The organism is Pseudomonas sp. (assembly GCF_002796985.1).
GTDB lineage: Bacteria > Pseudomonadota > Gammaproteobacteria > Pseudomonadales > Pseudomonadaceae > Pseudomonas.
Window position 1 is genome coordinate 108,059 of the sequence record NZ_PEKX01000008.1, and the last position, 22,059, is coordinate 130,117.

The 22,059-nt window shown below is 67.2% G+C and carries 20 protein-coding genes; 14 read left to right on the forward strand and 6 right to left on the reverse strand.

What is annotated here, in order from left to right; all coding sequences use genetic code 11:
• Window positions 1-34: 34 nt before the first annotated feature.
• A complete protein-coding gene (locus tag CTR55_RS13095; RefSeq protein WP_081517167.1) occupies window positions 35-364 on the forward strand; it encodes a DUF1820 family protein in 330 nt (109 codons plus the stop codon).
• 110 nt (window positions 365-474) lie between these two features.
• Here the strand turns inward: CTR55_RS13095 and CTR55_RS13100 are convergent, their stop codons facing one another.
• From CTR55_RS13100 to CTR55_RS13115, 4 genes are all read right to left on the reverse strand, one after another.
• A complete protein-coding gene (locus CTR55_RS13100; protein WP_296286771.1) occupies window positions 475-1,017 on the reverse strand; it encodes a tetratricopeptide repeat protein in 543 nt (180 codons plus the stop codon).
• A gap of 229 nt (window positions 1,018-1,246) precedes the next feature.
• Window positions 1,247-2,533 (reverse strand): glutamate-1-semialdehyde 2,1-aminomutase, encoded by a 1,287-nt coding sequence (gene hemL, locus CTR55_RS13105; protein ID WP_296286774.1) that lies wholly within the window; start codon window positions 2,531-2,533, stop codon window positions 1,247-1,249.
• Window positions 2,534-2,574: 41 nt separating this feature from the next.
• A complete protein-coding gene (gene thiE, locus CTR55_RS13110) occupies window positions 2,575-3,204 on the reverse strand; it encodes a thiamine phosphate synthase (protein WP_296286776.1) in 630 nt (209 codons plus the stop codon).
• Between the two features lie 16 nt (window positions 3,205-3,220).
• Window positions 3,221-4,018, reverse strand: a complete 798-nt coding sequence (locus CTR55_RS13115) for a hydroxymethylpyrimidine/phosphomethylpyrimidine kinase (protein ID WP_296286778.1) — start codon at window positions 4,016-4,018, stop codon at window positions 3,221-3,223.
• A gap of 208 nt (window positions 4,019-4,226) precedes the next feature.
• Here CTR55_RS13115 and CTR55_RS13120 point away from each other — a divergent pair, with 208 nt between their 5' ends.
• Entirely contained in the window at window positions 4,227-6,617 is a 2,391-nt protein-coding gene (locus CTR55_RS13120) for a hybrid sensor histidine kinase/response regulator (RefSeq protein ID WP_296286780.1), read from the forward strand.
• 235 nt (window positions 6,618-6,852) lie between these two features.
• Here CTR55_RS13120 and CTR55_RS13125 read toward each other — a convergent pair whose 3' ends face one another.
• Both CTR55_RS13125 and CTR55_RS13130 read right to left on the reverse strand, forming a co-directional pair.
• Window positions 6,853-7,872 carry a branched-chain amino acid aminotransferase gene (locus CTR55_RS13125; RefSeq protein ID WP_296286782.1) on the reverse strand — a complete coding sequence of 340 codons (1,020 nt, stop codon included), beginning with the start codon at window positions 7,870-7,872 and terminating at the stop codon, window positions 6,853-6,855.
• A 375-nt stretch (window positions 7,873-8,247) separates the two neighbouring features.
• Window positions 8,248-9,060, reverse strand: coding sequence for an IclR family transcriptional regulator (locus tag CTR55_RS13130; protein WP_296286784.1), 813 nt, complete (start codon window positions 9,058-9,060; stop codon window positions 8,248-8,250).
• Window positions 9,061-9,201: 141 nt separating this feature from the next.
• On the opposite strand from CTR55_RS13130, the gene CTR55_RS13135 reads away from it, so the two are divergent.
• From CTR55_RS13135 to CTR55_RS13190, 12 genes are all read left to right on the forward strand, one after another.
• Complete coding sequence (locus tag CTR55_RS13135) at window positions 9,202-9,588, forward strand: OB-fold domain-containing protein (protein WP_296286786.1); 387 nt, start codon at window positions 9,202-9,204, stop codon at window positions 9,586-9,588.
• Window positions 9,585-10,736 (forward strand): thiolase, encoded by a 1,152-nt coding sequence (locus CTR55_RS13140; protein WP_296286789.1) that lies wholly within the window; start codon window positions 9,585-9,587, stop codon window positions 10,734-10,736. Before CTR55_RS13135 ends, CTR55_RS13140 begins: the two co-directional genes overlap by 4 nt.
• A gap of 142 nt (window positions 10,737-10,878) precedes the next feature.
• Window positions 10,879-13,014, forward strand: coding sequence for an acetate--CoA ligase family protein (locus CTR55_RS13145; RefSeq protein ID WP_296286791.1), 2,136 nt, complete (start codon window positions 10,879-10,881; stop codon window positions 13,012-13,014).
• Window positions 12,998-13,879, forward strand: coding sequence for a MaoC/PaaZ C-terminal domain-containing protein (locus CTR55_RS13150; RefSeq protein WP_296286793.1), 882 nt, complete (start codon window positions 12,998-13,000; stop codon window positions 13,877-13,879). The genes CTR55_RS13145 and CTR55_RS13150 overlap by 17 nt, the downstream gene beginning before the upstream one ends.
• A gap of 39 nt (window positions 13,880-13,918) precedes the next feature.
• Complete coding sequence (locus CTR55_RS13155; RefSeq protein WP_296286795.1) at window positions 13,919-15,280, forward strand: MFS transporter; 1,362 nt, start codon at window positions 13,919-13,921, stop codon at window positions 15,278-15,280.
• 38 nt (window positions 15,281-15,318) lie between these two features.
• Window positions 15,319-15,723, forward strand: a complete 405-nt coding sequence (locus tag CTR55_RS13160; RefSeq protein ID WP_296287127.1) for a PaaI family thioesterase — start codon at window positions 15,319-15,321, stop codon at window positions 15,721-15,723.
• A gap of 4 nt (window positions 15,724-15,727) precedes the next feature.
• On the forward strand, window positions 15,728-16,786 hold the full coding sequence (locus CTR55_RS13165) for an acyl-CoA dehydrogenase family protein (protein WP_296286797.1): 1,059 nt from the start codon (window positions 15,728-15,730) through the stop codon (window positions 16,784-16,786).
• A gap of 8 nt (window positions 16,787-16,794) precedes the next feature.
• Window positions 16,795-17,550: an enoyl-CoA hydratase/isomerase family protein gene (locus CTR55_RS13170; RefSeq protein WP_296287128.1), complete on the forward strand. Its 756-nt coding sequence runs from the start codon at window positions 16,795-16,797 to the stop codon at window positions 17,548-17,550.
• Window positions 17,551-17,565: 15 nt separating this feature from the next.
• Window positions 17,566-18,711, forward strand: a complete 1,146-nt coding sequence (locus tag CTR55_RS13175; protein WP_296286799.1) for an acyl-CoA dehydrogenase family protein — start codon at window positions 17,566-17,568, stop codon at window positions 18,709-18,711.
• 48 nt (window positions 18,712-18,759) lie between these two features.
• Entirely contained in the window at window positions 18,760-19,677 is a 918-nt protein-coding gene (locus CTR55_RS13180; RefSeq protein WP_015475457.1) for an SDR family NAD(P)-dependent oxidoreductase, read from the forward strand.
• Window positions 19,678-19,696: 19 nt separating this feature from the next.
• Entirely contained in the window at window positions 19,697-20,674 is a 978-nt protein-coding gene (locus CTR55_RS13185) for an NADH:ubiquinone reductase (RefSeq protein ID WP_296286800.1), read from the forward strand.
• 49 nt (window positions 20,675-20,723) lie between these two features.
• A complete protein-coding gene (locus tag CTR55_RS13190; RefSeq protein ID WP_296286801.1) occupies window positions 20,724-21,974 on the forward strand; it encodes an OprD family porin in 1,251 nt (416 codons plus the stop codon).
• Window positions 21,975-22,059 lie beyond the last annotated feature (85 nt).

Sequence of the window (22,059 nt, forward strand, 5' to 3'; positions counted from 1 at the left end):
CGTGCCCTTTTTGCAAAGCTGTCATCCTTCGTTCATGAGCAAGCGCGAGAACCCGATCTACAAGGTGGTCTTCCTCAACCAGGGCCAGGTGTACGAGATGTATGCCAAGCAGATCTACCAAAGCGATCTGTGGGGTTTCCTGGAGATCGAGGAGTTCGTCTTCGGCGAGCGTACCCAGGTGGTGGTGGACCCCAGCGAAGAGAAGCTCAAGGCGCAATTCGACGGCGTCATCCGCAGCTTCGTGCCCCTGCATTCGATCATCCGCATCGACGAAGTGGAGCGCCTGGGCACCGCGAAGATCAGCGAGGCCAAGCCCAGCGGCAACGTGATGCCGTTCCCCATGCCGATGCCGGGCAAGGACTGAGGCTTTTCGCAGGAGCGAGCTTGCTCGCGAACCGCCCAGCACCGTCGTCAGCCCTATAGCCCTGTTCGCGAGCAAGCTCGCTCCTACAGCGTCTGGGAGTCAGGCGTAGCTCAGGGCAGCGGCGAGAACGGCGAGTTGCCGGCGGTCTGCAGTTCGATCAGGTAGTTGCGGAAAATCTGGCCAAGGACCTTGGTGGCGATGTCCAGTTCGTCCTTGCTCATCTGCTCGGCGACCAGGTCGGCGCTGTCCATGGCGTCTTCGGCGCCATTAACGGCGGCCATCTTCAGCACGATATAGGCCTGCACGTTGTTGGCCTTCACGCCTTCGCCACGGAAGAACATGGTGCCCAGGCGCAATTGCGCGTCGGCGTGGCCTTGCAGCGAAGCCTTCTCGTACCAGTGCAGGGCGGCCTGGAAGTCGCGCGGAGCGCGTTCGCCGGTGTAGAAGAATTCCCCCAGTTCGAACTGTGCCTGGGCGTCGCCAGCGTTGGCGGCCTGCTGGCAACTGGCTAGAGCCTGTTGCAGCTGTTCGGGCACGGTGTTCAGGGTGCAGCGTCCGGTGGCTGGAATCAGCAGCGAGTTGCCGCCCGCCTGAGTGAACAGGGGCAGTGCGAGCAACAGGCAACCCAGCAGGGCGCGACCGGAACGGTACATGGGGAGAAACGGCCTCCAGAATCGGGGCGGGTAAAACCCGGCCAGCGAAATGCGCCGGCCTTCACATTATGAAATAAGCCGGCGCCTCCTTACAAAGTCTTTACCTTCTTTTCTGTTCTTTCGTCAGAAAGCAGTGACAGCGGACAGGTGGTGTAAAGCGCGAATAAAGTGCTGAAAGCATTGGGGCAGAGCGGAAGGCGCCCGCCCAGGCGCCTTCGCGGGTGGCGGCTTACTTGAGTGCGGCGAAAGCGCGCTCGGCGGCGTCCAGGGTCAGTTTCAGCTCGGTTTCGCCGTGGGCGATGGAGGTGAAGCCGGCCTCGAAGGCGCTCGGGGCGAGGTAGACGCCGGCGTCCAGCATCAGGTGGAAGAAGCGCTTGAAGCGTTCCGCATCGCTGGTCATCACGTCGTCGAAGGTGACGATGTCGTCGGCGCCGCTGAAGTACAGGCCGAACATCGCGGCGCCCGCCTGGGTGGTCACGAAGGGGATGCCGGCGGCGTCGGCGCGCTCCTGCAGGCCTTGCAGCATGCGGGTGGTGTAGGTGGTCAGCTCGTCGTGGAAGCCGGGGCGGCTGATCAGGCGCAGGGTGGTCAGGCCGGCGGCCATGGCCAGCGGGTTACCCGACAGGGTGCCGGCCTGGTAGACCGGGCCGAGCGGGGAAATCTGCTCCATGATCTGACGCTTGCCGCCGAAGGCGCCCACCGGCATGCCGCCGCCGATGATCTTGCCGAAGGTCGACAGGTCCGGGGTGATGCCATAGTGCGCCTGGGCGCCGCCCAGGGCGACGCGGAAGCCCGTCATCACTTCGTCGAAGATCAGTACCACGCCATGTTTGTCGCACAGGCTGCGCAAGCCTTCGAGGAAGCCGGGGGCCGGCGGCACGCAGTTCATGTTGCCGGCGACCGGCTCGACGATGATGCAGGCCACGTCCTTGCCGACTTCGGCCAGGGTCTTCTCGACGGCGGCGATGTCGTTGTAGGGCAGGGTCAGGGTGTGTTTGGCGAAGGCTGCCGGCACGCCCGGGGAGTTCGGTACGCCGAAGGTCAGGGCGCCGGAGCCGGCTTTCACCAGCAGGCTGTCAGAGTGGCCGTGGTAGCAGCCCTCGAACTTGATGATGCTGTCGCGGCCGGTGTAGCCGCGGGCCAGGCGGATGGCGCTCATGGTGGCTTCGGTGCCGGAGCTGACCATGCGCACCAGGTCCATGGACGGCACCAGGGAGCAGACCAGGTCGGCCATTTCCACTTCCAGCGCGGTCGGCGCGCCGTAGGACAGACCGTGGTCGAGCTGTTTACGCACTGCATCCAGCACGTCCGGGTGGCTGTGGCCTAGGATCATCGGACCCCAGGAGCCGACGTAGTCAACGTAGCGCTTGTCATCCTCGTCCACCACGTAGGCGCCTTCCGCGTGCTTGAAGAACAGCGGGGTGCCGCCGACGCTCTTGAACGCGCGCACCGGCGAGTTCACGCCGCCGGGGATGTGTTTCTGGGCATTGGCGAAAAGCGTTTCGGAACGGGACATGGTGTACCTCGCGAAGCTGTGAAGGGCTGGGCGCGGGGCGCTCAGCGGGTTTCGAAGAGTTGGCTGAAGGCGCGTGCGCGCTGCTCGACTTCGGCCGGGGAGTCGGCGGCGAACAGGGCGTGAATCACGGCGATCATGTCGGCACCACGGGCGATCAGCTCGGGCGCGTTATCCAGGGTCACACCGCCGATGGCCACCAGCGGCACGTTGTAGCGCGCCTTGGCCTGTTCCAGCAGGTCGAGGCTGGCGGCGGAGGCGCCGGGTTTGGTCTGGGAAGCGAAGAAGCGGCCGAAGGCGACGTAACTGGCGCCCTCGGCGATGGCTTTCTCGGCCAGGTCGAGGCTGGCGTGGCAGGTGCCGCCGATGACGGCTTCGCGGCCGAGCAGTGCGCGCGCGGCGGCCAGCGAGCCGTCGGTCTGGCCCAGGTGCACGCTGACGCCCAGGCGCGCGGCCAGTTCGGCGTCATCGTTGATCAGCAGCGTGGCGCCGTGGCGCGCGCAGAGCTCGCGCAGAGCCTCGGCTTCACGCAGGCGGCGCGAGTCGTCGCCGGACTTGTCGCGGTACTGCAGCAGTTTGGCGCCGCCTTTCAGGGCGGCTTCGACGTAGGGCAGCAGGCGGCCGCCGTCGAGCAGCTGGCTGTCGGTGATGGCGTAGAGTCCGCGCAGTTTCATCAAGGCCTCGATCAGATCAGTTGCAGAAGTCCAGTGGCAGGCGGCGCGGCACGTACTGGCCGTGGCCGGGCGCTTCCGCGTCGCGCAGGGTGCGCCAGGTGTAGTCCAGGGCGCTGCGCACCGCGCTCACCAGTTCCTCGCCCAGGGCCAGGCGGCCGGCGAGGGTGCTCGCCAGGGTGCAGCCCGAACCGTGGTAGCTGCCGGGCAGGCGCTGGCAGGTGAAGGTGTGGCGCTGGCCATCGCGGGTGTACAGGCGATTGTGCACTTCGGATTCGTCGCCGTGGCCGCCGGTGATCAGCAGCGTCTGGATATACGGCAGCAGCTTCTCGGCGCACTCGTCCGCCGTGCCTTCGGGCAGTTCGGCGAGGATGCGCGCTTCGGGCAGGTTCGGCGTGGCGGCTGCAGCAATCGGCAGCAGGCGTTCGCGCATGGCGTAGCCGACGTCGTCCTTGCCCAGCGAACCGCCGCCACCGGCGCGCAGCACCGGGTCGCAGACCAGCGGGATACCCGGCAGGGACTGCATGATCTCGACCACGGTGTCGACCATCTGCACCGAACCGAGCATGCCCAGCTTGACCGCGGCCACCGGCAGGTCGGCGATCACGGCGTTGGCCTGGGCCAGCACCCACTCGCGGTCGAGCACGCGGAAGTCGGAAACGTTGACGGTATCCTGAACGGTCAGCGCGGTGACGGTGGGCGCCGCGTGGCAGCCTTGGGCGATCAGGGCTTCGATATCGGCCTGCAGGCCGGCACCGCCACTGGGGTCGTGGCCGGACAGGCAGAGCACTACGGGACGGGAGGCAGGTGTTTTCATGGCGCGGGAGCTTATCACCAAAACACGCCGCTGAGCTGACCGAACGGTCCAATGCGCATCGCCCGGCCGCGCCCTGCCCGCATGGTCGAATGCCACGTGGCACAAGGCCTGTGCTAGAGTTCGCCGATTCCAACACAACGCCTCCACGGCGCGCCAAAGCAGGGGATGGGGATCTCCGGCGCAGCTGTCGGCGGTACTGCGGGGCACCATGCGGCACTGGCTGATCTTCCTGATCCTGCTCCTCCTCTCGCCAGTGGCGAGCGCCATCAGCTTCGACGAACACGTCGGGCAACTGCCGCTGGGGCGGGCGATGGATGTCTTCGAGGACGTGCGCGGCACGGCGGATATTGCCGAGATCAGCTCGCCTGCGCTGGCCGCCAGCTTCCGCCACCACGAGCGCGACGTGCTCAATGCCGGCTACTCGCGTTCGGTGTTCTGGCTGCGCCTGGACCTGGACTACCAGCCCAAGGCCTCGCACGACCCGGCCAACTGGCTGCTGGAGCTGGCCTACCCGCCGCTGGACAAGCTCGACCTCTATCTGCCCGACGGTCAGGGCGGCTTCAAGCTGGCCCAGCGCACCGGCGATACCCTGCCATTCGGCAGTCGGCCGATCCGTCAGAACAACTACCTGTTCGACCTCAAGCTGGAGCCGGGCAAGCCGCTGCGCGTCTACCTGCGCCTGGAAAGCCAGGGCTCGATCCAGGCGCCGCTGACGCTCTGGTCGTCCAAGGCCTACCTGGAAGAGCAGCCAGGGCGCATCTATGTGCTGGGCATCATCTACGGCGTGCTGTTGGTGATGTTGATCTACAACCTGTTCATCTTCCTCAGCGTCCGCGACACCAGCTACCTGTATTACATCCTCTATATAGCCTCGTTCGGCTTCTACCAGATCTCGGTCAACGGTGCGGGCATCGAGTACTTCTGGCCCGACAGCCCCTGGTGGGCCAACGCCGCCACGCCCTTCCTGATCGGCTCGGCCGGCCTGTTCGGTTGCCAGTTCGCCCGCAGCTTCCTGCACACCCGCGAGCACAGCCTGTGGATCGACCGCATCCTGCGCGTGCTGATGGGCGTCGGCGCGCTGGTGATGGTGCTGGCGCTGACCGTCAGCTACGCCATCGCCCTGCGCCTGGCGACCTACCTGGCGCTGGCCTTCACCGTGGTGATCTTTACCGCCGGCATCGTCGCCTGGCTTCGCGGCATGCGCGTGGCGCGCTACTTCATCTTTGCCTGGAGCGCCTTCCTGCTCGGCGGGATCATCAATACGCTGATGGTGCTGGGCTTGCTGCCCAACATCTTCCTGACCATGTACGCCAGCCAGATCGGTTCGGCGCTGGAGGTCGGCCTGCTGTCCCTGGCGCTGGCGGACCGCATCAACGCCATGAAGGAAGAGCGCACGCGCATCCTCCAGGAAACCAGCCGAAAGCTGGAGCAACTGAACCTGGAGTTGGCCAGCAGCAACCGCCTGAAGGACGAATTCCTCGCCACCGTCACCCACGAGCTGCGCACGCCCATGAGTGGGGTGATCGGCTCGCTGGAACTGATGCAGACGGTGCCCATGGACATCGAGCTGGCCCAGTACCACAAGACCGCGACCGGCTCGGCACGCGACATGATGCGCATGGTCAACGACATCCTTGCGCTGATCGAGCTGCAGGCCGGCAAGCTCTACCCGCGTCGCGAGCCGTTCAGCCTGCGCGGCCTGTGCGATGGCCTGCGCGCGCAGTACGCGCCGCGTGCCGAAGAGCGCGGATTGCGCTTCGTCTTGCAGCTCGACGAGAGCCTGCCCGATACCCTCGAAGGCGATGCCGGCAAGCTGGCCCAGGCGCTGGGCTACCTGATCGACAATGCCATCAAGTTCACCCACCAGGGTGGCGTGCACCTGCGCGTTGGCGGTGTGCCGAACAATGAGGGGCTGGCGCTGCGCATCGAAGTGCAGGACAGCGGCATTGGCTTCGCCACCCCGTCGGATGGTGCGCTGTACCAGCGCTTCTTCCAGCTCGATGGTTCGCTGACCCGCGAATACGGCGGCCTGGGCATCGGCCTGGCGCTGTGCCGCAAGCTGGTGGCGCTGCTCGGTGGCACGCTGAGCCATGAGTCCGTGCCGGGGCAGGGCAGCCGCTTCGCCCTCGAGCTACAGGTCGGCCGGCCGGTGCAGAGCATCGCGCCGCCGCCGCGTCGTGCGGGTGGCCAGGTGCTGCGCAGTCCGGACCAGTGCACCGTGCTGGTGGTGGAAGACAACGCCATCAACCAGTTGGTGATTCGCGGCATGCTGCTCAAGCTTGGTTACCGCGTGCGCACGGCCGACAACGGCGCCGAGGCCATCGAGTTGCTGCGTCGGGAGGGCGTCGACTGCGTGCTGCTGGACTGCCAGATGCCGGTGATGGATGGCTTCGCCACCTGCCGGGCGATCCGTACTCTGCCGCGCTGTGCAGACCTGCCGGTGCTGGCGATCACCGCCCACAGTCACAGCGGCGACCGCGAGCGCTGCCTGGCGGCGGGGATGAGCGACTACATGGCCAAGCCGGTGAAGTTCGAGGAGCTGCAGGCGCTGCTGCACGACTGGCTGCTGTGCCGGCCGGCGCTGCCTAGCCCCGCCTGAGTTGAGGTCGGGTTCTGCTTGGGAGCGGGCTGCGTCCGCAATAGCTCCGTGCGGTGCGGTGCGGTGCCGTGCCGTTCTGTTCGCGAGCAAGCTCGCTCCTACGAAGAGCACGCCGGAGCGGGCCTGCTCGCGAACAGTCCTGGCGCCGGAGCCAAGTTTCTCGTGCTCCACTCAAACAAAAACGCCGCGCTACCTTCCGGTATCGCGGCGTTTTTCCATCAGCGAGCAGTCAGGTTCAGACCTTGACGACCCAACCTTCCGGGCCTTCCACGTCACCCTTCTGGATGCCGGTCAGTTCTTCATAGAGGCGACGGGTTACCGGGCCGACGTCTTCGCGGCTGAAGAACACGTGCAGGTTGTCCTTGTACTGGATGCCGCCGATCGGGGTGATCACCGCTGCGGTACCGCAGGCGCCGGCTTCCTTGAAGCGCGCCAGGTCGTCGATCTGCACGTCGCCTTCGACCACTTTCAGGCCCAGGCGCTGTTCGGCCAGTTGCATCAGCGACAGGCGGGTGATGCCCGGCAGCACCGAGCTGGAGCGCGGGGTGACGAATTCATTGTCGTGGGTGATGGCGAAGAAGTTGGCCGAGCCCACTTCCTCGATGCGGCTGTGGGTCGCCGGGTCGAGGTAGATGCAGTCGGCGAAGCCTTCTTTCTTGGCCTGGGCGCCCGGCATCAGGCTGGCGGCGTAGTTGCCGCCGACCTTGGCAGCGCCGGTGCCGTTGGGCGCGGCGCGGTCGTAGGTGGAGATCACGAAGTCATGGGGCTTCATGCCGCCCTTGAAGTAGGCGCCGACCGGGATGCAGAACACCGAGAAGATGAATTCCGGAGCCGGGCGCACGCCGATGTTGTCGCCCACGCCGATCACGAACGGGCGCAGGTACAGCGCACCGCCGGAGCCGTACGGGGGAATGAAGCGCTCGTTGGCACGCACGACCTGCTTGCAGGCCGCGATGAACTGCTCTTCAGACACCTGCGGCATCAGCACGCGGGCGCAGCTGCGAGCCATGCGCGCGGCGTTCTGGTCCGGGCGGAACAGGTTGATCGAGCCATCCTTGCAGCGGTAGGCCTTCAGGCCTTCGAAGCACTGCTGGCCGTAGTGCAGGGCGGAGGAGCCCTCACTGATGTGCAGGGTGTTGTCTTCGGTCAGCTTGCCGTCGTCCCACAGACCATCGCGCCAGTGGGAGATGTAGCGGAAGTCGGTCTTGATGTAATCGAATCCGAGCGTGCCCCAATCGATGTCTTTCTGTTCCATGGTTGCCTCATTCAATGGGATTACCTGCGGCTGCCGCGAGCCATGCGAGGCCGGCGAACATCCGGGCAGAGGGTTTGGCGGGCTCTGGCGGTGGGCGCTGCCTGAGTCGAACAGGGATTGGGCTGCGCGGCGGGAACGGCGTTCTCCGCGGGATGGTCATCGCCAGGACTCCATCAAGACTTGCCATGATACCGGCGATAGCCGCGGCTGTGGGGCCCGGCCGGTGAATATCGCTGCCATCAGTCGCATCGGGAATACAGCGACACGGGCGCCGGCGCGCGGGGTTCCGCCGTACGGTTTCGCGCCGGTGCCGCTATTTTTGGTGTAATCATCCATCCGTATGAATGTCATTTCATATGGTGAATGATTTTTGGGTCACTTTGCTGGGCCGGTGGCGCTCTGCGGGAACAGTGAACGGCTGATGAAGCGAGCCGTTTCATGCAGGCTGGCGCCGATCTGCTCCAGCTTCTCGCGCTCGTGCTGGGCGCTGATGCCGATGCCGGAAATGATGAAACGCGGCTGGCGGTCGTGGTCGATGATCGCGCTGGCGACCATGCTGACGCCGCGGTAGAGGTGGTCCTGGTCGATGGCCCAGCCGCGCTCCAGGGTGGCGGCGGCGTCGCTGCGGTACTCCTCGAAATTCGGCGGGTTCTCCCAGCGCACGCGGGTCAGACGGCGGCGCAGTTCGTCTTCGGGAAGGTTGCGCAGGCCGGCGATGCAGCGCCCGGCGGCACCCACCAGTTCCGGCAAGCGCGAGCCGATGGCGACGTTGACGTGCGCCACGGTCGGCGCGGACACCGCGATCACGCGGATGTGCGCATCGTCGGTGACCTGCCATAGGGTGATCAGGATGTTGTGGCTGGTGCTCAGGCGCTCCAGTTCCGGCTGGATCAGGTCGGCGTAGCTACGACCGATGAAGCTCACTGCCAGCTCCGACAGGCCCAGGCCCAGGCGATAGGTCTTGGTCTCGTTGTCGAACGAGGTCAGCTGCTCGTTGCTCAGGGTGCGCAGGATATTGAAGGTGGTGCTCGGGCTGATGCCGGTGGCGCGGGCGATGGCGGTGGCGCCCTCGGGGCCCTCGGCGTTGGCCAGGTGGCGGAGGATCTGGATGGCATTCACGACGGCGCCGACATCCTTGGCGCTGGGTCGCTTGCTGCTGGCTTCTTCGGCGGCTTTGTCTGTTTTCATATTCTGTATTCGGATTGACATTCGGTATCGTGAATGTATTCTGACCCTGCGACGCCTGCAACGGCTTCCGTGAAGCTGGCTTGGCACGGGCGGTAACGCACTTTGCAACAAAGGCAGAACAAGAACAAAGGAGAAACCTCAATGGTGGATTTCCCCGATCGCAACATGCCAGGGCCTGAGGCGCAGTACCTCGCCTTCCTCGCCCAGGGTCGCTTCATGTTGCAGCGCAGCGCCTCCACCGGCCGGCATGTGTTCTACCCGCGCACCCAGGTGCCCGGCAGCGGCGAAACGGACCTGGAATGGGTTCCCGCCAGTGGCCTGGGCACCCTTTATGCCCTGACCGTCAACCGCGCCCGCAGCGGTGACTACAACGTCGCCCTGATCGACCTCGACGAAGGTGTACGCATGATGTCGCGCATCGAAGGCCACCTCAGCCTGCCCATCGGCACCCGCGTCAAGGCGCGCATCGCCCAGCAGGACAGCGGCGCCGTCGTCGTCTTCGAGCCCCTGACGGAGGCACAGCCATGAGCCAGGTCCTGCGCGGCAAGACCGCCATCGTCGGCATCGGCAGCGCCGGTATCGGTGAAGCCCACGGCTACAGCGCCATGGAACTGCTTGGCCAGGCCTCGATGAAGGCCATCGCCGATGCCGGGCTGAAGCTCTCGGACATCGACGCGGTGTTCTCGGCCACCAGCTCCCACGCGTTCCCGACCCTCTCGGTCTGCGAATACCTCGGCATCAAGCCGAAATTCGTCGACGGCACCAACGTCGGCGGCTCCAGCTTCGAGCTGCACCTGTTGCAGGCGACGCTGGCCCTGGAGGCCGGCCTGTGTGACGCGGCGCTGATCTGCTACGGCTCCAACCAGCGCACCGCCGGCGGCAAGCTGGTGTCGATGAGCGAGCCACAGTGGCACGAAACGCCCTACCAGCCGCGCCACCCGATCACCGCCTATGCGCTGGCCGCCAGCCGCCACATGCATCAATACGGCACCACCCGCGAGCACTTGGCCGAAGTGGCCGTGGCTGCGCGTGGCTGGGCCAACCTGAACCCCGAGGCCTTTGCCCGAGGCCCGCTGAGCATCGATGACGTGCTCGCCGCACGGATGGTCAGTGACCCGCTGAGCAAGGCCGACTGCTGCCTGGTCACCGATGGCGGCGGCGCCTGTGTGATGGTGCGCGCCGACCGCGCACGCGACCTGCCCAAGGCGCCGATCTACTTCCTCGGCGCGGCTGCTGCGCAGTGGCACCGCTCCATCGTCGCCATGCCCGATCTCACCGTCACCGCCGCTTCCGAGAGTGGCCCGCGTGCCATGCAGATGGCCGGCGTGAAGCACTCGGACATCGACCTGGTGATGGTCTACGACGCCTTCACCATCAACACCCTCCTGTTCCTAGAAGACCTCGGCTTCTGCCCGAAGGGCGAGGGCGGTCGCTTCGTCCAGGGCGGGCGCATCGCCCCCGGCGGCGAGCTGGCGGTGAACACCAACGGCGGCGGGCTGTCCTGCGTGCATCCGGGCATGTACGGCATGTTCCTGATCATCGAGGCGGTCACCCAACTGCGCCGGCAGGCCGGCGAACGCCAGCTGAAGAAGGCCGACGTGGCGCTGCTGCACGGCAACGGCGGCACCTTGTCCAGCCAGGTTACGGCACTGCTCGGCACCCAAGCGGTGCTCTGAAATCCCGTGCTCTGAAATGTAGAGCTCTGAAACCCAGGGCCGACGCTCCCGGTGGCTGCTGCCCGCAGCCTGCCGTGGACGCGCTCGCCCTCGCGCCGGCACGCAAGCGCCCGGCACCCGCTACTTGTTCAGGTGGAACGTCATGTCCGTGAGTCACTTGCAACACACCGGCTTCGCCAGTCTCACCCCCCTGGTGCAGCCGCGCTCGGTCGCCGTGGTCGGCGCCTCCAGCGACCCCCACCGCATCGGTGGCCGCCCCATTGCCTATATGCTGCGCAACGGCTTTACCGGGCGCATCCTGCCGGTGAACCCCAACCGTACAGAGATCCAGGGCCTGCCGGCCTACGCCAGCGTCGACGCGCTGCCCGAGGCGCCGGACGTGGCGATCATCGCGGTGCCCGCGCCGCAGGTGCTGGAGACCGTCCAGGCGCTGGGCCGCAAAGGCGCGCGCAGCGCCATCGTGTTCTCCTCCGGCTTCAGCGAAGTCGGCGAGGAAGGCGTGGTCATGCAGGACGCCATCGTCGAGGCCGCCCGCGCCGCGAACATGCGCCTGCTGGGGCCGAACGCCCTGGGCGTGTTCAACGCCAACCTGGGCTACTACGCCTTCTTCTCCACCAGCCTGGAACGCGGTATTCCGCTGGCCGGGCGGGTCGGCATCGCCACCCAGTCCGGCGCCTACGGCGCACACCTGCTGGGCCTGTCGAGGCAGCGCGGGCTGGGCACGCCGATCTGCGTCGCCACCGGCAATGAGGCTGACGTGACGCTGGGCGATGCCATCGGCTGGCTGGTGGAATCGCCGGAGATCGACGTGGTGATGGCCTACGCCGAATCCATCCGCAACGTCGACAGCTTCCTCGCCGCCCTCGCAGCAGCCCATCGCGCCGGCAAGCCGGTGATCCTGCACAAGGTCGGGCGCAGTGAGCTGGGTGGCCGCGCGGCCATGTCGCACACCGCCTCCCTGGCCGGCGACGACAAGGTGCTCGACGCGGTGCTGGCCGACTACGCGGTGGTCCGCGCACGCACCACCGAAGAGCTGGTGGACATCGCCTACCTCGCCACCCAGCGCATCTACCCGGTGAACAACAGCCTGGGGATGATCACTGTCAGCGGTGGCGCCGGCATCATCGTCAGTGACGCCGCCGAGGACTTCGGCCTGCCCATGCCGCCGATGCCCGAAGCGGCCCAGGCGCGGCTGAAGCAGCGCCTGCACTACGCCTCGCCGCTCAACCCGGTGGACTGCACCGCCCAGGCGCTCAACGACCTGAGCCTGGTCCACGACTTCACCGAATCCATGGTGGTGGACGGTGGCTACCGTTCGCTTATCGCCTTCTTCACCCAGGCCGGCACCGCCGCCTCCATCGGCCCGCGCCTGGCCGAGCAGTTCGCGCGGATCAAGGTCGACCATCCGGACCGCCTGTTCGTCGTCTCGGTGATGGGCGAGGGCGAGGAACTGGCGCCGTACCAGAAGGCCGGCTTCGCCCTGTTCGAGGACCCGACCCGTGCGGTGCGCGCGATCCAGGCCATGGGCCAGCTGGGCGAAGCCTTCGCCCGGCCGCTGCGCCAGATTCCTGCGCCCGGCGGCGTCGAGCTGCCGGCCAGCACGCCCGGCGAGGCCGAAGCCAAGCAACTGCTGGCGCGTGCCGGCATCGAGTCGGCGCCCGAGCGCGTGCTGAAAAGCGCTCGGGAAGCTGCCGCATTCGCCGAGCAGATCGGCTTCCCGGTGGTGCTGAAGATCGCCTCGGCGGACATCCTGCACAAATCGGAAATCGGCGGCGTGCTGCTCAACGTCGAAAGCCCCGAGGCCGTGCGTGAAGGCTTCGACCTGCTGCTGCAACGCGCTGCCGAGCACGCGCCCAATGCGCGCCTCGACGGCGTGTTGGTGGCCCGTCAGCTCAAGGGCGGCGTCGAGTGCTTCATGGGCATCCAGCGCGACCCGCAGTTCGGTCCGGTGGCGGTGTTCGGCCTCGGTGGCATCTTCGTCGAAGTGCTCAAGGACGTGGTGTTCCGCCGCTGCCCATTCGGCGTCGACGAGGCCGAGCAGATGATCCGCAGCATCAAGGGCGCACCGCTGCTGCTGGGCGCACGCGGTCGGCCGGTGACCGACATCAGGGCGCTGGCGCGGGTGCTCGCGCAGCTCTCGCGATTCGCCGCCGAGGCCGGCCCGCGCCTGCGCTCGGTCGACCTCAACCCGGTCTTCGCCATGCCGGAAGGCCAGGGTGCCTGGGCCGCCGACGCGGTGCTGGAAGTGCAGGAGGCGACCCATGGCGCTGAATCCTGAGCACTTGCTGAACTACCCGATCCCCGAAGTCCGTCAGCGTTTCAGCCGCCACGACAGTGCGTTCTACGCGCTGTCGGTGGGCCTGGGCGCGGACCCGATGGATGAGCATCAACTGACCTTCGTCGACGCCAACCGCGACCTCCAGGCGCTGCCCTGCATGGCCGTGGTGCTCGGCCACCCCGGCTTCTGGCTGGGCAACCCGGACACCGGCGTCGATGCCCTGCGCCTGGTCCACGGCGAACAGAGCATCGAGTGGAAACGGCCGTTGCCGGTGGAAGGCGAAGTGATCGGCCGCACCCGCGTCACCGGCCTGGTCGACAAGGGCGCCGGCAAGGGCGCGCTGCTCTACAGCGAGAAGGTCGTCAGCGATGCGCAGAGCGGCGAGGTGCTGGCGATTGCCCGGGGCACCACCTTCCTGCGCGGTGACGGCGGCTTCGGTGGCGACAGCCAGTCGCTCAGCCAACCGCACCGCCTGCCCGAGCAGGCGCCGGACCTGGTCATCGACCTGCCGACACGCCCGGAACAGGCGCTGCACTACCGCCTGAACGGCGACGACAACCCGATCCACGCCAGCCCGGCGGCGGCCGCTCGCGGCGGTTTCCCGCGGCCGATCCTGCATGGCCTGTGCACCCTCGGCGTGGCTTTCCACGCGCTGCTGCGCGGCTATGCCGATTACCGCGCGGAACGCTTCGCCCACCTGCAGGTGCGCTTCTCTGCCCCGGTGTTCCCCGGCGAAACCCTGCGCACCGAAATCTGGAATGACGGCTCCTTCCGCACCCGCGTCGTCGAGCGCGACGTGGTGGTGCTGGACAACGGCCGCGTACGCCTGACCCCGGACAGCGGAGAACCAGCCGGGCGGGCCTAGCGCGACGACGACCTCAACCAACCTGCGAGAACAACAACAATGAACGCATCCGACAGCTTGGCCCAGAACGCCGCGATACCGCAGCGGACCCTGGTGATCGTCTTCCTCTTCTGCTTCCTCGGCCTGCTCGCCGACGGCGCGGACCTGATGTTCCTCGCCTACAGCCTGAACAGCCTCAAGACCGAGTTCGGCCTCTCCAACTTCGAGGCCGGCTCGCTGGGCAGCGTCACCCTGGCCGGCATGGCCATCGGCGGCATCTACGGCGGCTGGGCGTGCGACCGTTTCGGCCGGGTGCGGGTAGTGACCTGGACCATCCTGCTGTTCTCCGTGGGCACCGCGCTGCTCGGGTTGGCGCACAACTACTGGGCCTTCGCGCTGATCCGCTTCGTCTCCTCGCTGGGCCTGGGCTCGCTGTTCGTGGCGTGCAACATCCTGATGTCCGAGTTCGTCACCGCCAAGTACCGCACCACCATCCTGGCGACCATGCAGGCCGGCTGGACCGTGGGCTACCTGGTGGCGACCGTCCTCGCCGGGCAGATCATCCCGGACTACGGCTGGCGCGCGCTGTTCTTCACCGCCATCGGCGCGGCGCTGATCTGCCTGGCGCTGCGCCCCTGGGTGCCGGAGTCGCCGTCGTGGCTGGCAGCCCGTGCACAACGTGCGCAGCAGGCCGTCAGCGGCCGCCAGCAGGGCGCCCCCAGCGGTGGCATGCGCCAGTTGCTGGTCGACCCGTCCACCCGGCGCATGTTCGTGCTCTGGAGCATCACCTCGTGCTTCCTGCTGTTCGGCTACTACGGCACCAACAACTGGATGCCCTCGTACCTGGAAAGCGAGCTGGGCATGAACTTCAAGTCCATGACCGGCTACATGGTTGGCACCTACACCGCGATGATCCTCGGCAAGGTGCTCGCCGGGATCGCCTCGGACCGCTTCGGCCGCCGCGTCACCTTCGCCGCCGGGGCTATCGGCACCGCCATCTTCATGCCAGTGATCGTGTTCTGGCACACGCCGGACAACATCGTCTGGATCCTCGCGCTGTTCGGCTTCATCTACGGCGTGCCGGTGGGTGTGCTGGCCACCTACATGACCGAGAGTTTCTCCACCCAGGTGCGCGGCGCCGCCGTGGGCACCTCCTACAACCTCGGCCGCATCGGCGCGGCGGTGGCCCCGGCGGCCATCGGCCTGCTGGCCTCCCACGTGTCCATTGGCGCGGGCTTCCTGGTCATGGGCATCACCTACGTGATCACCGGGCTGATCCCCGCGCTGATGATCCCCAACCGCCTGTATGACCCGAACCGTGAAGCGCGCACCGTGCCGGCCGCTGCGGCACCTGCCGCGCAAACGGTGCATGGCGCGGCCCGACCGGTCAGCCGAGCAGTCACCAAGGAGGGCGTGCAATGACCGACCTCGCCTCGGCAAGCACTGCGACTGGGCAGGAGATGTTCCCCAGCGGCCGCTTCACCTTCCAGGAGTTTCTCGGCCTGGAGCGCTGGATCGACGGCGACGTGGTGCGGGTGCGCCTGCGCCACCGGCCGGAGCTGATGAACTACATCGGCAGCTTCCACGGCGGCGTGCTGATGAGCGTGCTCGATGCCGCCATGGCCGGGGCGATTCGCGCGCAGATGCCGGGTTGCTCGATGGTCACCATCGACATGGCCACCCACTTCATGGGCAGCACCAGCGGCGAGATCAATGCCGTCGGCCGGGTGCTGCGCCGGACCCGCACGCTGTGCTTCTGCACCGCGGAAATCTTCGACGAGGCCGGCGAGCTGATCGCCAGCGCCACCGGCAGCTTCAAGTACCGGCCCGCCGCGGCCGGCACTGTTCAACCGACACGGGAATGACGAAATGACCGACAACACCGCGATGGCCGAGGAGCGCGAAGAGCGCCTGCGGATGATCCGTGACAGCGCCGCCTCCCTGGTGCCGCGTGGCGGCGACCTGGGCCGGGTGCGTCGCCTGCGCTTCCAGCCGCAGGGCCTCGACCGCGACGCCTGGGCCGAAGTCTGCGCCATGGGCTGGCCGGGCCTGCGCCTCCCTGAAGAGCTGGGCGGCAGCGGCCTGGGCATGAGCGAGTACACCGCGCTGCTGGAAGAACTCGGGCGCGGCCTGCTGCCCGAACCGCTGATCGAGGCGAGCCTGGTCGCTCCCTTGCTGCCGGCTGATGAGCGCGATGCGTTGCTGGCCGGCGAGCGGCTGATCCTGCCCGCCGGCATCGGCTACGAAGCGGGGGCCGCCTTGCCGGTGCTGCGCGACGGCCAACTGCGCGGCGAAATCGCCCACGTTGCCCTGGGGGCTGCCGCCGATGCGTGGCTGGTCGCCTGCAACGCCGGCCTCGCGCTGGTGCAGCGCAATGCCGAGGGGCTGAGCGTTCACCAGGAGCCGACCCAGGACGGCGGGCACCTGGCGCGCCTGCGCTTCGACGGCACGCCGGCGCAACTCGTCGAAGCCGCGCCGGCTGCTCTCGATGAATCGGCACTCGCCTGCGCTGCCTACCTGGTCGGCCTGATGGATGCGGCCTTCGAGCAGACCCGCGACTACCTCGGCGTGCGCCGTCAGTTCGGCCGCGAGATCGGCAGCTTCCAGTCGCTGCAGCACCGCATGGTCGACCTGAAACTGCAGATCGAACTGGCCCGCGCCATCGTCGGCGAAGCGGCCACCGCGCTGGACGAAGGCGCGCCGGCCGCGCAGGTGCAGCGTCTGGTGTCCACCGCCAAGGTGCGCGCTGCCGAAGCGGCCATGTTGGTCACTCGTCAGGCGATCCAGCTGCACGGCGGCATCGGCTACACCGACGAGGCCGACATCGGCCTGTTCCTGCGCCGCGCCATGGTTTTGCTCAACAGCCAGGGCTCGCTGGCCTTCCACCGGGCGCGCTACATCGCCCTGCTGCACGCGGAGGTGGCGTGATGAGCGAGATGCTGCTGCAGGAAACCCACGGCACGGTGCGCCTGCTGCGCTTCAACAACCCGGCGCGGCGCAATGCGTTGTCCCCCGCACTGCGCGCCGAGCTGCTCGAAGCGCTGCGCGAAGCGGACGCCGATCCGGTCGTGCGCAGCGTGGTCCTCACCGGTTCGGCGGAGGTCTTCAGCGCTGGCGGCGACCTCAGCGACATGCACGTCACCGACCTCAACGCCGGCCGCGTGCGCATGCAGAAGAACGCCGACCTGATCCGCCAGATGCTGCGCATGGGCAAGCCGATCATCGCCGCCATCGAAGGCTGGGCCGTGGGTGCCGGGCTGTCGGTGGCGCTGGCCTGCGACAGCCTGGTGTGCGGCGGCACGGCGCGCTTCGCTGCCGGCTTCGGCAAGGTCGGGCTGCTCGCCGACCTCGGCCAGCTGCATACCTTGCCGGCGCGCATCGGCGTGGGCCGCGCGCGGCAGGTGCTGATGTTCGGCCAGGTCATCGACGCCGAGGAAGCGCTGCGCATCGGCCTGGTGGACCAGCTCTGCGCGCCGGGTGCCGCGCTGGACGCCGCCCTTGCGCTGGCCGCGAAGGTGGAACAACAGGCACCGCTGCCGCTGGCCCTGACCAAGGCCCTGCTGGCCGACGGCCTGGAGCTGCTGCTCGAACGCGAAGGCGATTTCCAGAGCCAGCTGTTCCTCAGCGCCGACCATGCCGAAGGCAAGGCCGCGTTCCTCGACAAGCGTTCCCCGGTCTTCCGCGGACAGTAAGCAAAGGACAATGACATGACCGATTACAACGCCCTCGAAGATGGCGAGTTCCGCCGGCTGGTGCGCGACTGGGTCGCCGCCAACTACCCGCAGCGCATCCGCAATCCGGCCCACCGCCTGGGCCGCGACGACACCTGGGAGTGGTACCAGGCATTGTCGAAGCAAGGCTGGTTGTGCCCCGGCTGGCCGGTGCAATTCGGCGGCATGGGCCTTGCCGCCGGCAAGCAACTGATCATGATCGAGGAGATGGAAAACTACGGCTGCGCGCGCCTGCCCGACAGCGGTATCACCATGCTCGGCCCGCTGCTCATCCGCTACGGCACCGACGCCCAGCGCGAGCGCTTCCTGCCACGCATCCTCAGCGGCGAGGACATCTGGTGCCAGGGCTACAGCGAACCCAACGCCGGCTCCGACCTTGCCAGCCTGCGCACCGAGGCAGTGCTGCGTGACGGCCAGTGGGTGATCAACGGCCAGAAGACCTGGACCACCATGGGCACCGAGGCCAACTGGATCTTCGTGCTGGCGCGCACCGAGCGCAGCGCCAAGGCCCAGCAGGGCATCAGCTTCCTGCTGGTGCCGATGGACAGCCCCGGCGTCGAGGTGCGGCCGATCCTCAACCTGGAGTTGCAGGGCGAGTTCTGCGAGGTGTTCTTCAACGACGTGCGCGTGCCGGAAGAGAACCTCGTCGGCGCGGTCAACCACGGCTGGGGCATGGCCAAGGCGCTGCTCGGCTTCGAACGCATCTTCCTCGGCTCGCCCAAGCAGGCCACCTTCGCCCTCGAACGCCTGGTGCGCCTGGCGCGGCACCAGGGCCTGTGGGACGACCCGGTGTTCGCCCAGCGCTTCGCCGCGCTGAGCATGGACCTGGACTGCCACAAGGCGCTCTACGAGCGCTTCGCCGAACGCCTGCGGCGCGGCGAGGAGCTGGGCCCGGACGTTTCCCTGCTGAAGATCCACCAGTCCGAGTTGTACCAGCGCATCAGCGAACTGGGGCTGGAAATCGCCGGGGCGGATTCGGCGCTGCTCAACCCCTTTGCCGACGATGCCGAGCTGCATCCGGCGGGCATCTTCATCCAGTCGCGACCCACCACCATCTACGGCGGCACCAACGAGATCCAGCGCAACATCCTGGCCAAGGCCGTGCTCGGCCTGCCGAGTTGATCTGCGCGCAACCCATTCTCTGATTGAACGAACAGTAAGGAATTAGCGATGACCCAACGACTCAACGAAGGCAAGGTAGCGATCGTCACTGGCGCCGGTGGCGGCATCGGCCGCGAGATCGCCCTGGCCCTGGCCGACAGTGGTGCGCGGGTGCTGATCAACGATATCGGCGTGTCCCTGCAGGGCGAGGGCGGCTCGGCTTCCCCGGCCGAGGAAACCCTCGGGCTGATCCGCCAGCGCGGCGGCGACGGCGCCATCAACACCGACAGCGTGTCGGACTGGGACAGCGCCCGGCGCATCGTCTCCAGCGCCATTGACGCCTTCGGCCGCGTCGACATCGTGGTCAACAACGCCGGCATCCTGCGCGACACCATCTTCCACAAGATGAGCGCCGAGGACTGGCTGTCGGTGATCAACGTGCACTTGAACGGCAGTTTCTTCGTCAGCCGCGCCGCCGCCGAACACTTCCGCGCGCAGAACAGTGGCGCGTTCGTGCACATGACCAGCACCTCGGGGCTGATCGGCAACTTCGGCCAGGCCAACTACTCGGCGGCCAAGCTGGGCATCGTCGCGCTGAGCAAATCCATCGCCCTCGACATGCAGCGCTACAACGTACGCTCCAACTGCATCGCGCCCTTCGCCTGGAGCCGCATGACCGACTCCATTCCGGCCGAGACACCGGAGCAGAAGGCGCGGGTGGAAAACCTGCAGCGCATGACCCCGGACAAGAACGCGCCGCTGGCCGTCTACCTCGCTTCCGACGCCGCCAGTGCGGTCAACGGCCAGGTGTTCGCCGCGCGCAACCACGAGATCTTCCTGATGAGCCAGAGCCGCCCGCTGCGCAGCGTGCACAGCGACAACGGCTGGACCCCGCAGAGCATCGCCGAGCACGGTATGCCGGCACTGCGCGGCAGCTTCATGGACCTGGCGCGCAGCCCGGACGTGTTCTCCTGGGACCCGATCTGACCCAGCGGAGGGCAGGCGCATGTTCAAGACCCGATTCACCGAAACCTTCGGCGTCGAACACCCGATCATGCAGGGCGGCATGCAGTGGGTGGGCCGCGCCGAGATGGCTGCGGCAGTGGCCAACGCTGGCGGGCTGGCGACGCTCTCGGCGCTGACCCAGCCGACCCCGCAGGCGCTGGCCGACGAGATCGCGCGTTGCCGCGAGCTCACCGACAAGCCCTTCGGCGTGAACCTCACGCTGCTGCCGACGCAGAAGCCGATCCCTTACGCCGAGTACCGCGCGGCGATCATCGAGGGCGGCATCCGCATCGTCGAAACCGCCGGCAATAACCCCGGCGAGCACATCGCCGAGTTTCGCCAGCACGGGATCAAGGTGATCCACAAATGCACCGCCGTGCGCCATGCGCTCAAGGCCGAGCAACTGGGGGTGGATGCGGTGTCCATCGACGGCTTCGAGTGCGCTGGCCATCCGGGGGAAGACGACATTCCCGGCCTGGTGTTGCTGCCCGCAGCGGCCAACCGTCTGAGTGTGCCGATCATCGCTTCCGGTGGTTTCGCCGACGCGCGCGGGCTGGTGGCGGCGCTGGCGCTGGGGGCCGATGCGATCAACATGGGCACGCGCTTCCTCAGCACCCGCGAGTGCCCGATCCATCCGCAGGTCAAGGCGGCCATCCGCGCGGCGGACGAGCGCTCCACCGACGTAATCATGCGTTCGCTGCGCAACAGCGCGCGGGTCGCACGCAATGCGATCAGCCGGGAAGTGCTGGCCATCGAGGCGCGCGGCAATGCCACCTACGCCGACATCGCCACGCTGGTCAGCGGCCTGCGCGGGCGCACCGTCTACGAGCAGGGCGACACCGACCTGGGTATCTGGTCGGCGGGCATGGTCCAGGGGCTGATCGATGACGAACCGAGCTGCGAGGAGTTGCTGCGCGGCATCGTCGAGCAGGCGCGGGAGCTGATCCGCCAGCGACTGGAGGGGCTGCTCACCGATTGATTTCCAATGCGGCGCCGCCTTCACCACATCAGACGAAGAGACAACAACAATGAAAAATCTTCCCGTACGGGCGCTCGTTTCGAGCCTCGCCTGCCTGCCCCTGTTCGCCCATGCGGACTTCATCGCGGACAGCAAGGCGAGCCTGGAACTGCGCAATTTCTACTTCAACCGCGACTACCGCCAGAGCGGCGCCGCACAGTCGAAATCCGAGGAATGGGCGCAGGGTTTCCTGCTGCGCTTCGAGTCGGGTTACACCGAAGGTACGGTGGGCGTGGGCGTCGATGCGCTCGGCCTGCTGGGGATCAAACTGGACTCCAGCCCCGACCGCACCGGCTCCGGCCTGCTGCCGTATTCGGCCAGCGACAAGCGCGCCGCCGATGACTACAGCTCCCTCGGCGTGACCGCCAAACTGCGCGCCTCGAAGAGCACCCTGAAGGTCGGCACCCTGCTGCCCAAGCTGCCGGTGGTGCAGTACAACGACACCCGTCTGGCGCCGCAGACCTTCCAGGGCGGCCTCGCCGAGGTCAACGAGATCGACGGTCTCACCGCTCAGCTCGGCCAGCTGCGCCAGGTGAAGCAGCGCGACTCGACCAACGACGAAGACCTGTCGATGACTCGCGGCAACAAGCGCAACATCGTGCTGGGCCGCCACACCAGCAGCGACCGCTTCAACCTCGCCGGCGGCACCTACCGCTGGACCGACAACCTCAGCACCAGCTACCACTACGGCGGCCTGGAAAACTTCTACCGCCAGCATTACCTGAGCGTGGTGCACACCCTGCCGATCGCCGAGGGACAGTCGCTCAAATCCGATATCCGCTGGGCGAGCTCCACCGACGACGGCGGCAGCAACGTCGACAACCGCGCACTCAACGCGCTGTTCACCTACCGCATCGGTGGCAGCGGTTTTGGCGTGGGCTACCAGCGCATGTCCGGCGACACCGGCTTCGCCTACCTCAGCGGCACCGACCCGTACCTGACCAACTTCGTGCAGATCGGCGACTTCGCCAACAAGGACGAACGCTCCTGGCAGGCGCGCTACGACTACGACTTCGCCGGCCTCGGCCTGCCCGGCCTGACCTTCATGACCCGTTACCTGCAGGGCGACCACATCGACCTGCTGAACGGCCAGGGGCGCGGCAAGGAGTGGGAACGCGACACCGACATCGGCTACGTGGTGCAGACCGGCCCGCTGAAGAACCTTGGCTTCAAGGTGCGTAACGGCGCCTTCCGCAGTGACTTCGGCAACGACATCGACGAGACGCGGGTGATCGTCAGCTACCAGATGCCGCTCTGGTAGCGCTCCCCACGGGCGGTGGCGGTTTGGCCATAATCGCTCCGTCCGTGGCGGGTATGTCCCTTTCGGCAAAGGTCTGAACCGTGAT

Excerpts from the sequence above, each read along its gene's own strand:
- CTR55_RS13095 (WP_081517167.1), top strand. The coding sequence starts at position 35 with ATGAGCAAGCGCGAGAACCCGATCTACAAGGTGGTCTTCCTCAACCAG.
- CTR55_RS13100 (WP_296286771.1), bottom strand. The coding sequence starts at position 1,017 with ATGTACCGTTCCGGTCGCGCCCTGCTGGGTTGCCTGTTGCTCGCACTG.
- hemL (WP_296286774.1), bottom strand. The coding sequence starts at position 2,533 with ATGTCCCGTTCCGAAACGCTTTTCGCCAATGCCCAGAAACACATCCCC.
- thiE (WP_296286776.1), bottom strand. The coding sequence starts at position 3,204 with ATGAAACTGCGCGGACTCTACGCCATCACCGACAGCCAGCTGCTCGAC.
- CTR55_RS13115 (WP_296286778.1), bottom strand. The coding sequence starts at position 4,018 with ATGAAAACACCTGCCTCCCGTCCCGTAGTGCTCTGCCTGTCCGGCCAC.
- CTR55_RS13120 (WP_296286780.1), top strand. The coding sequence starts at position 4,227 with ATGCGGCACTGGCTGATCTTCCTGATCCTGCTCCTCCTCTCGCCAGTG.
- CTR55_RS13125 (WP_296286782.1), bottom strand. The coding sequence starts at position 7,872 with ATGGAACAGAAAGACATCGATTGGGGCACGCTCGGATTCGATTACATC.
- CTR55_RS13130 (WP_296286784.1), bottom strand. The coding sequence starts at position 9,060 with ATGAAAACAGACAAAGCCGCCGAAGAAGCCAGCAGCAAGCGACCCAGC.
- CTR55_RS13135 (WP_296286786.1), top strand. The coding sequence starts at position 9,202 with ATGGTGGATTTCCCCGATCGCAACATGCCAGGGCCTGAGGCGCAGTAC.
- CTR55_RS13140 (WP_296286789.1), top strand. The coding sequence starts at position 9,585 with ATGAGCCAGGTCCTGCGCGGCAAGACCGCCATCGTCGGCATCGGCAGC.
- CTR55_RS13145 (WP_296286791.1), top strand. The coding sequence starts at position 10,879 with ATGTCCGTGAGTCACTTGCAACACACCGGCTTCGCCAGTCTCACCCCC.
- CTR55_RS13150 (WP_296286793.1), top strand. The coding sequence starts at position 12,998 with ATGGCGCTGAATCCTGAGCACTTGCTGAACTACCCGATCCCCGAAGTC.
- CTR55_RS13155 (WP_296286795.1), top strand. The coding sequence starts at position 13,919 with ATGAACGCATCCGACAGCTTGGCCCAGAACGCCGCGATACCGCAGCGG.
- CTR55_RS13160 (WP_296287127.1), top strand. The coding sequence starts at position 15,319 with ATGTTCCCCAGCGGCCGCTTCACCTTCCAGGAGTTTCTCGGCCTGGAG.
- CTR55_RS13165 (WP_296286797.1), top strand. The coding sequence starts at position 15,728 with ATGACCGACAACACCGCGATGGCCGAGGAGCGCGAAGAGCGCCTGCGG.
- CTR55_RS13170 (WP_296287128.1), top strand. The coding sequence starts at position 16,795 with ATGCTGCTGCAGGAAACCCACGGCACGGTGCGCCTGCTGCGCTTCAAC.
- CTR55_RS13175 (WP_296286799.1), top strand. The coding sequence starts at position 17,566 with ATGACCGATTACAACGCCCTCGAAGATGGCGAGTTCCGCCGGCTGGTG.
- CTR55_RS13180 (WP_015475457.1), top strand. The coding sequence starts at position 18,760 with ATGACCCAACGACTCAACGAAGGCAAGGTAGCGATCGTCACTGGCGCC.
- CTR55_RS13185 (WP_296286800.1), top strand. The coding sequence starts at position 19,697 with ATGTTCAAGACCCGATTCACCGAAACCTTCGGCGTCGAACACCCGATC.
- CTR55_RS13190 (WP_296286801.1), top strand. The coding sequence starts at position 20,724 with ATGAAAAATCTTCCCGTACGGGCGCTCGTTTCGAGCCTCGCCTGCCTG.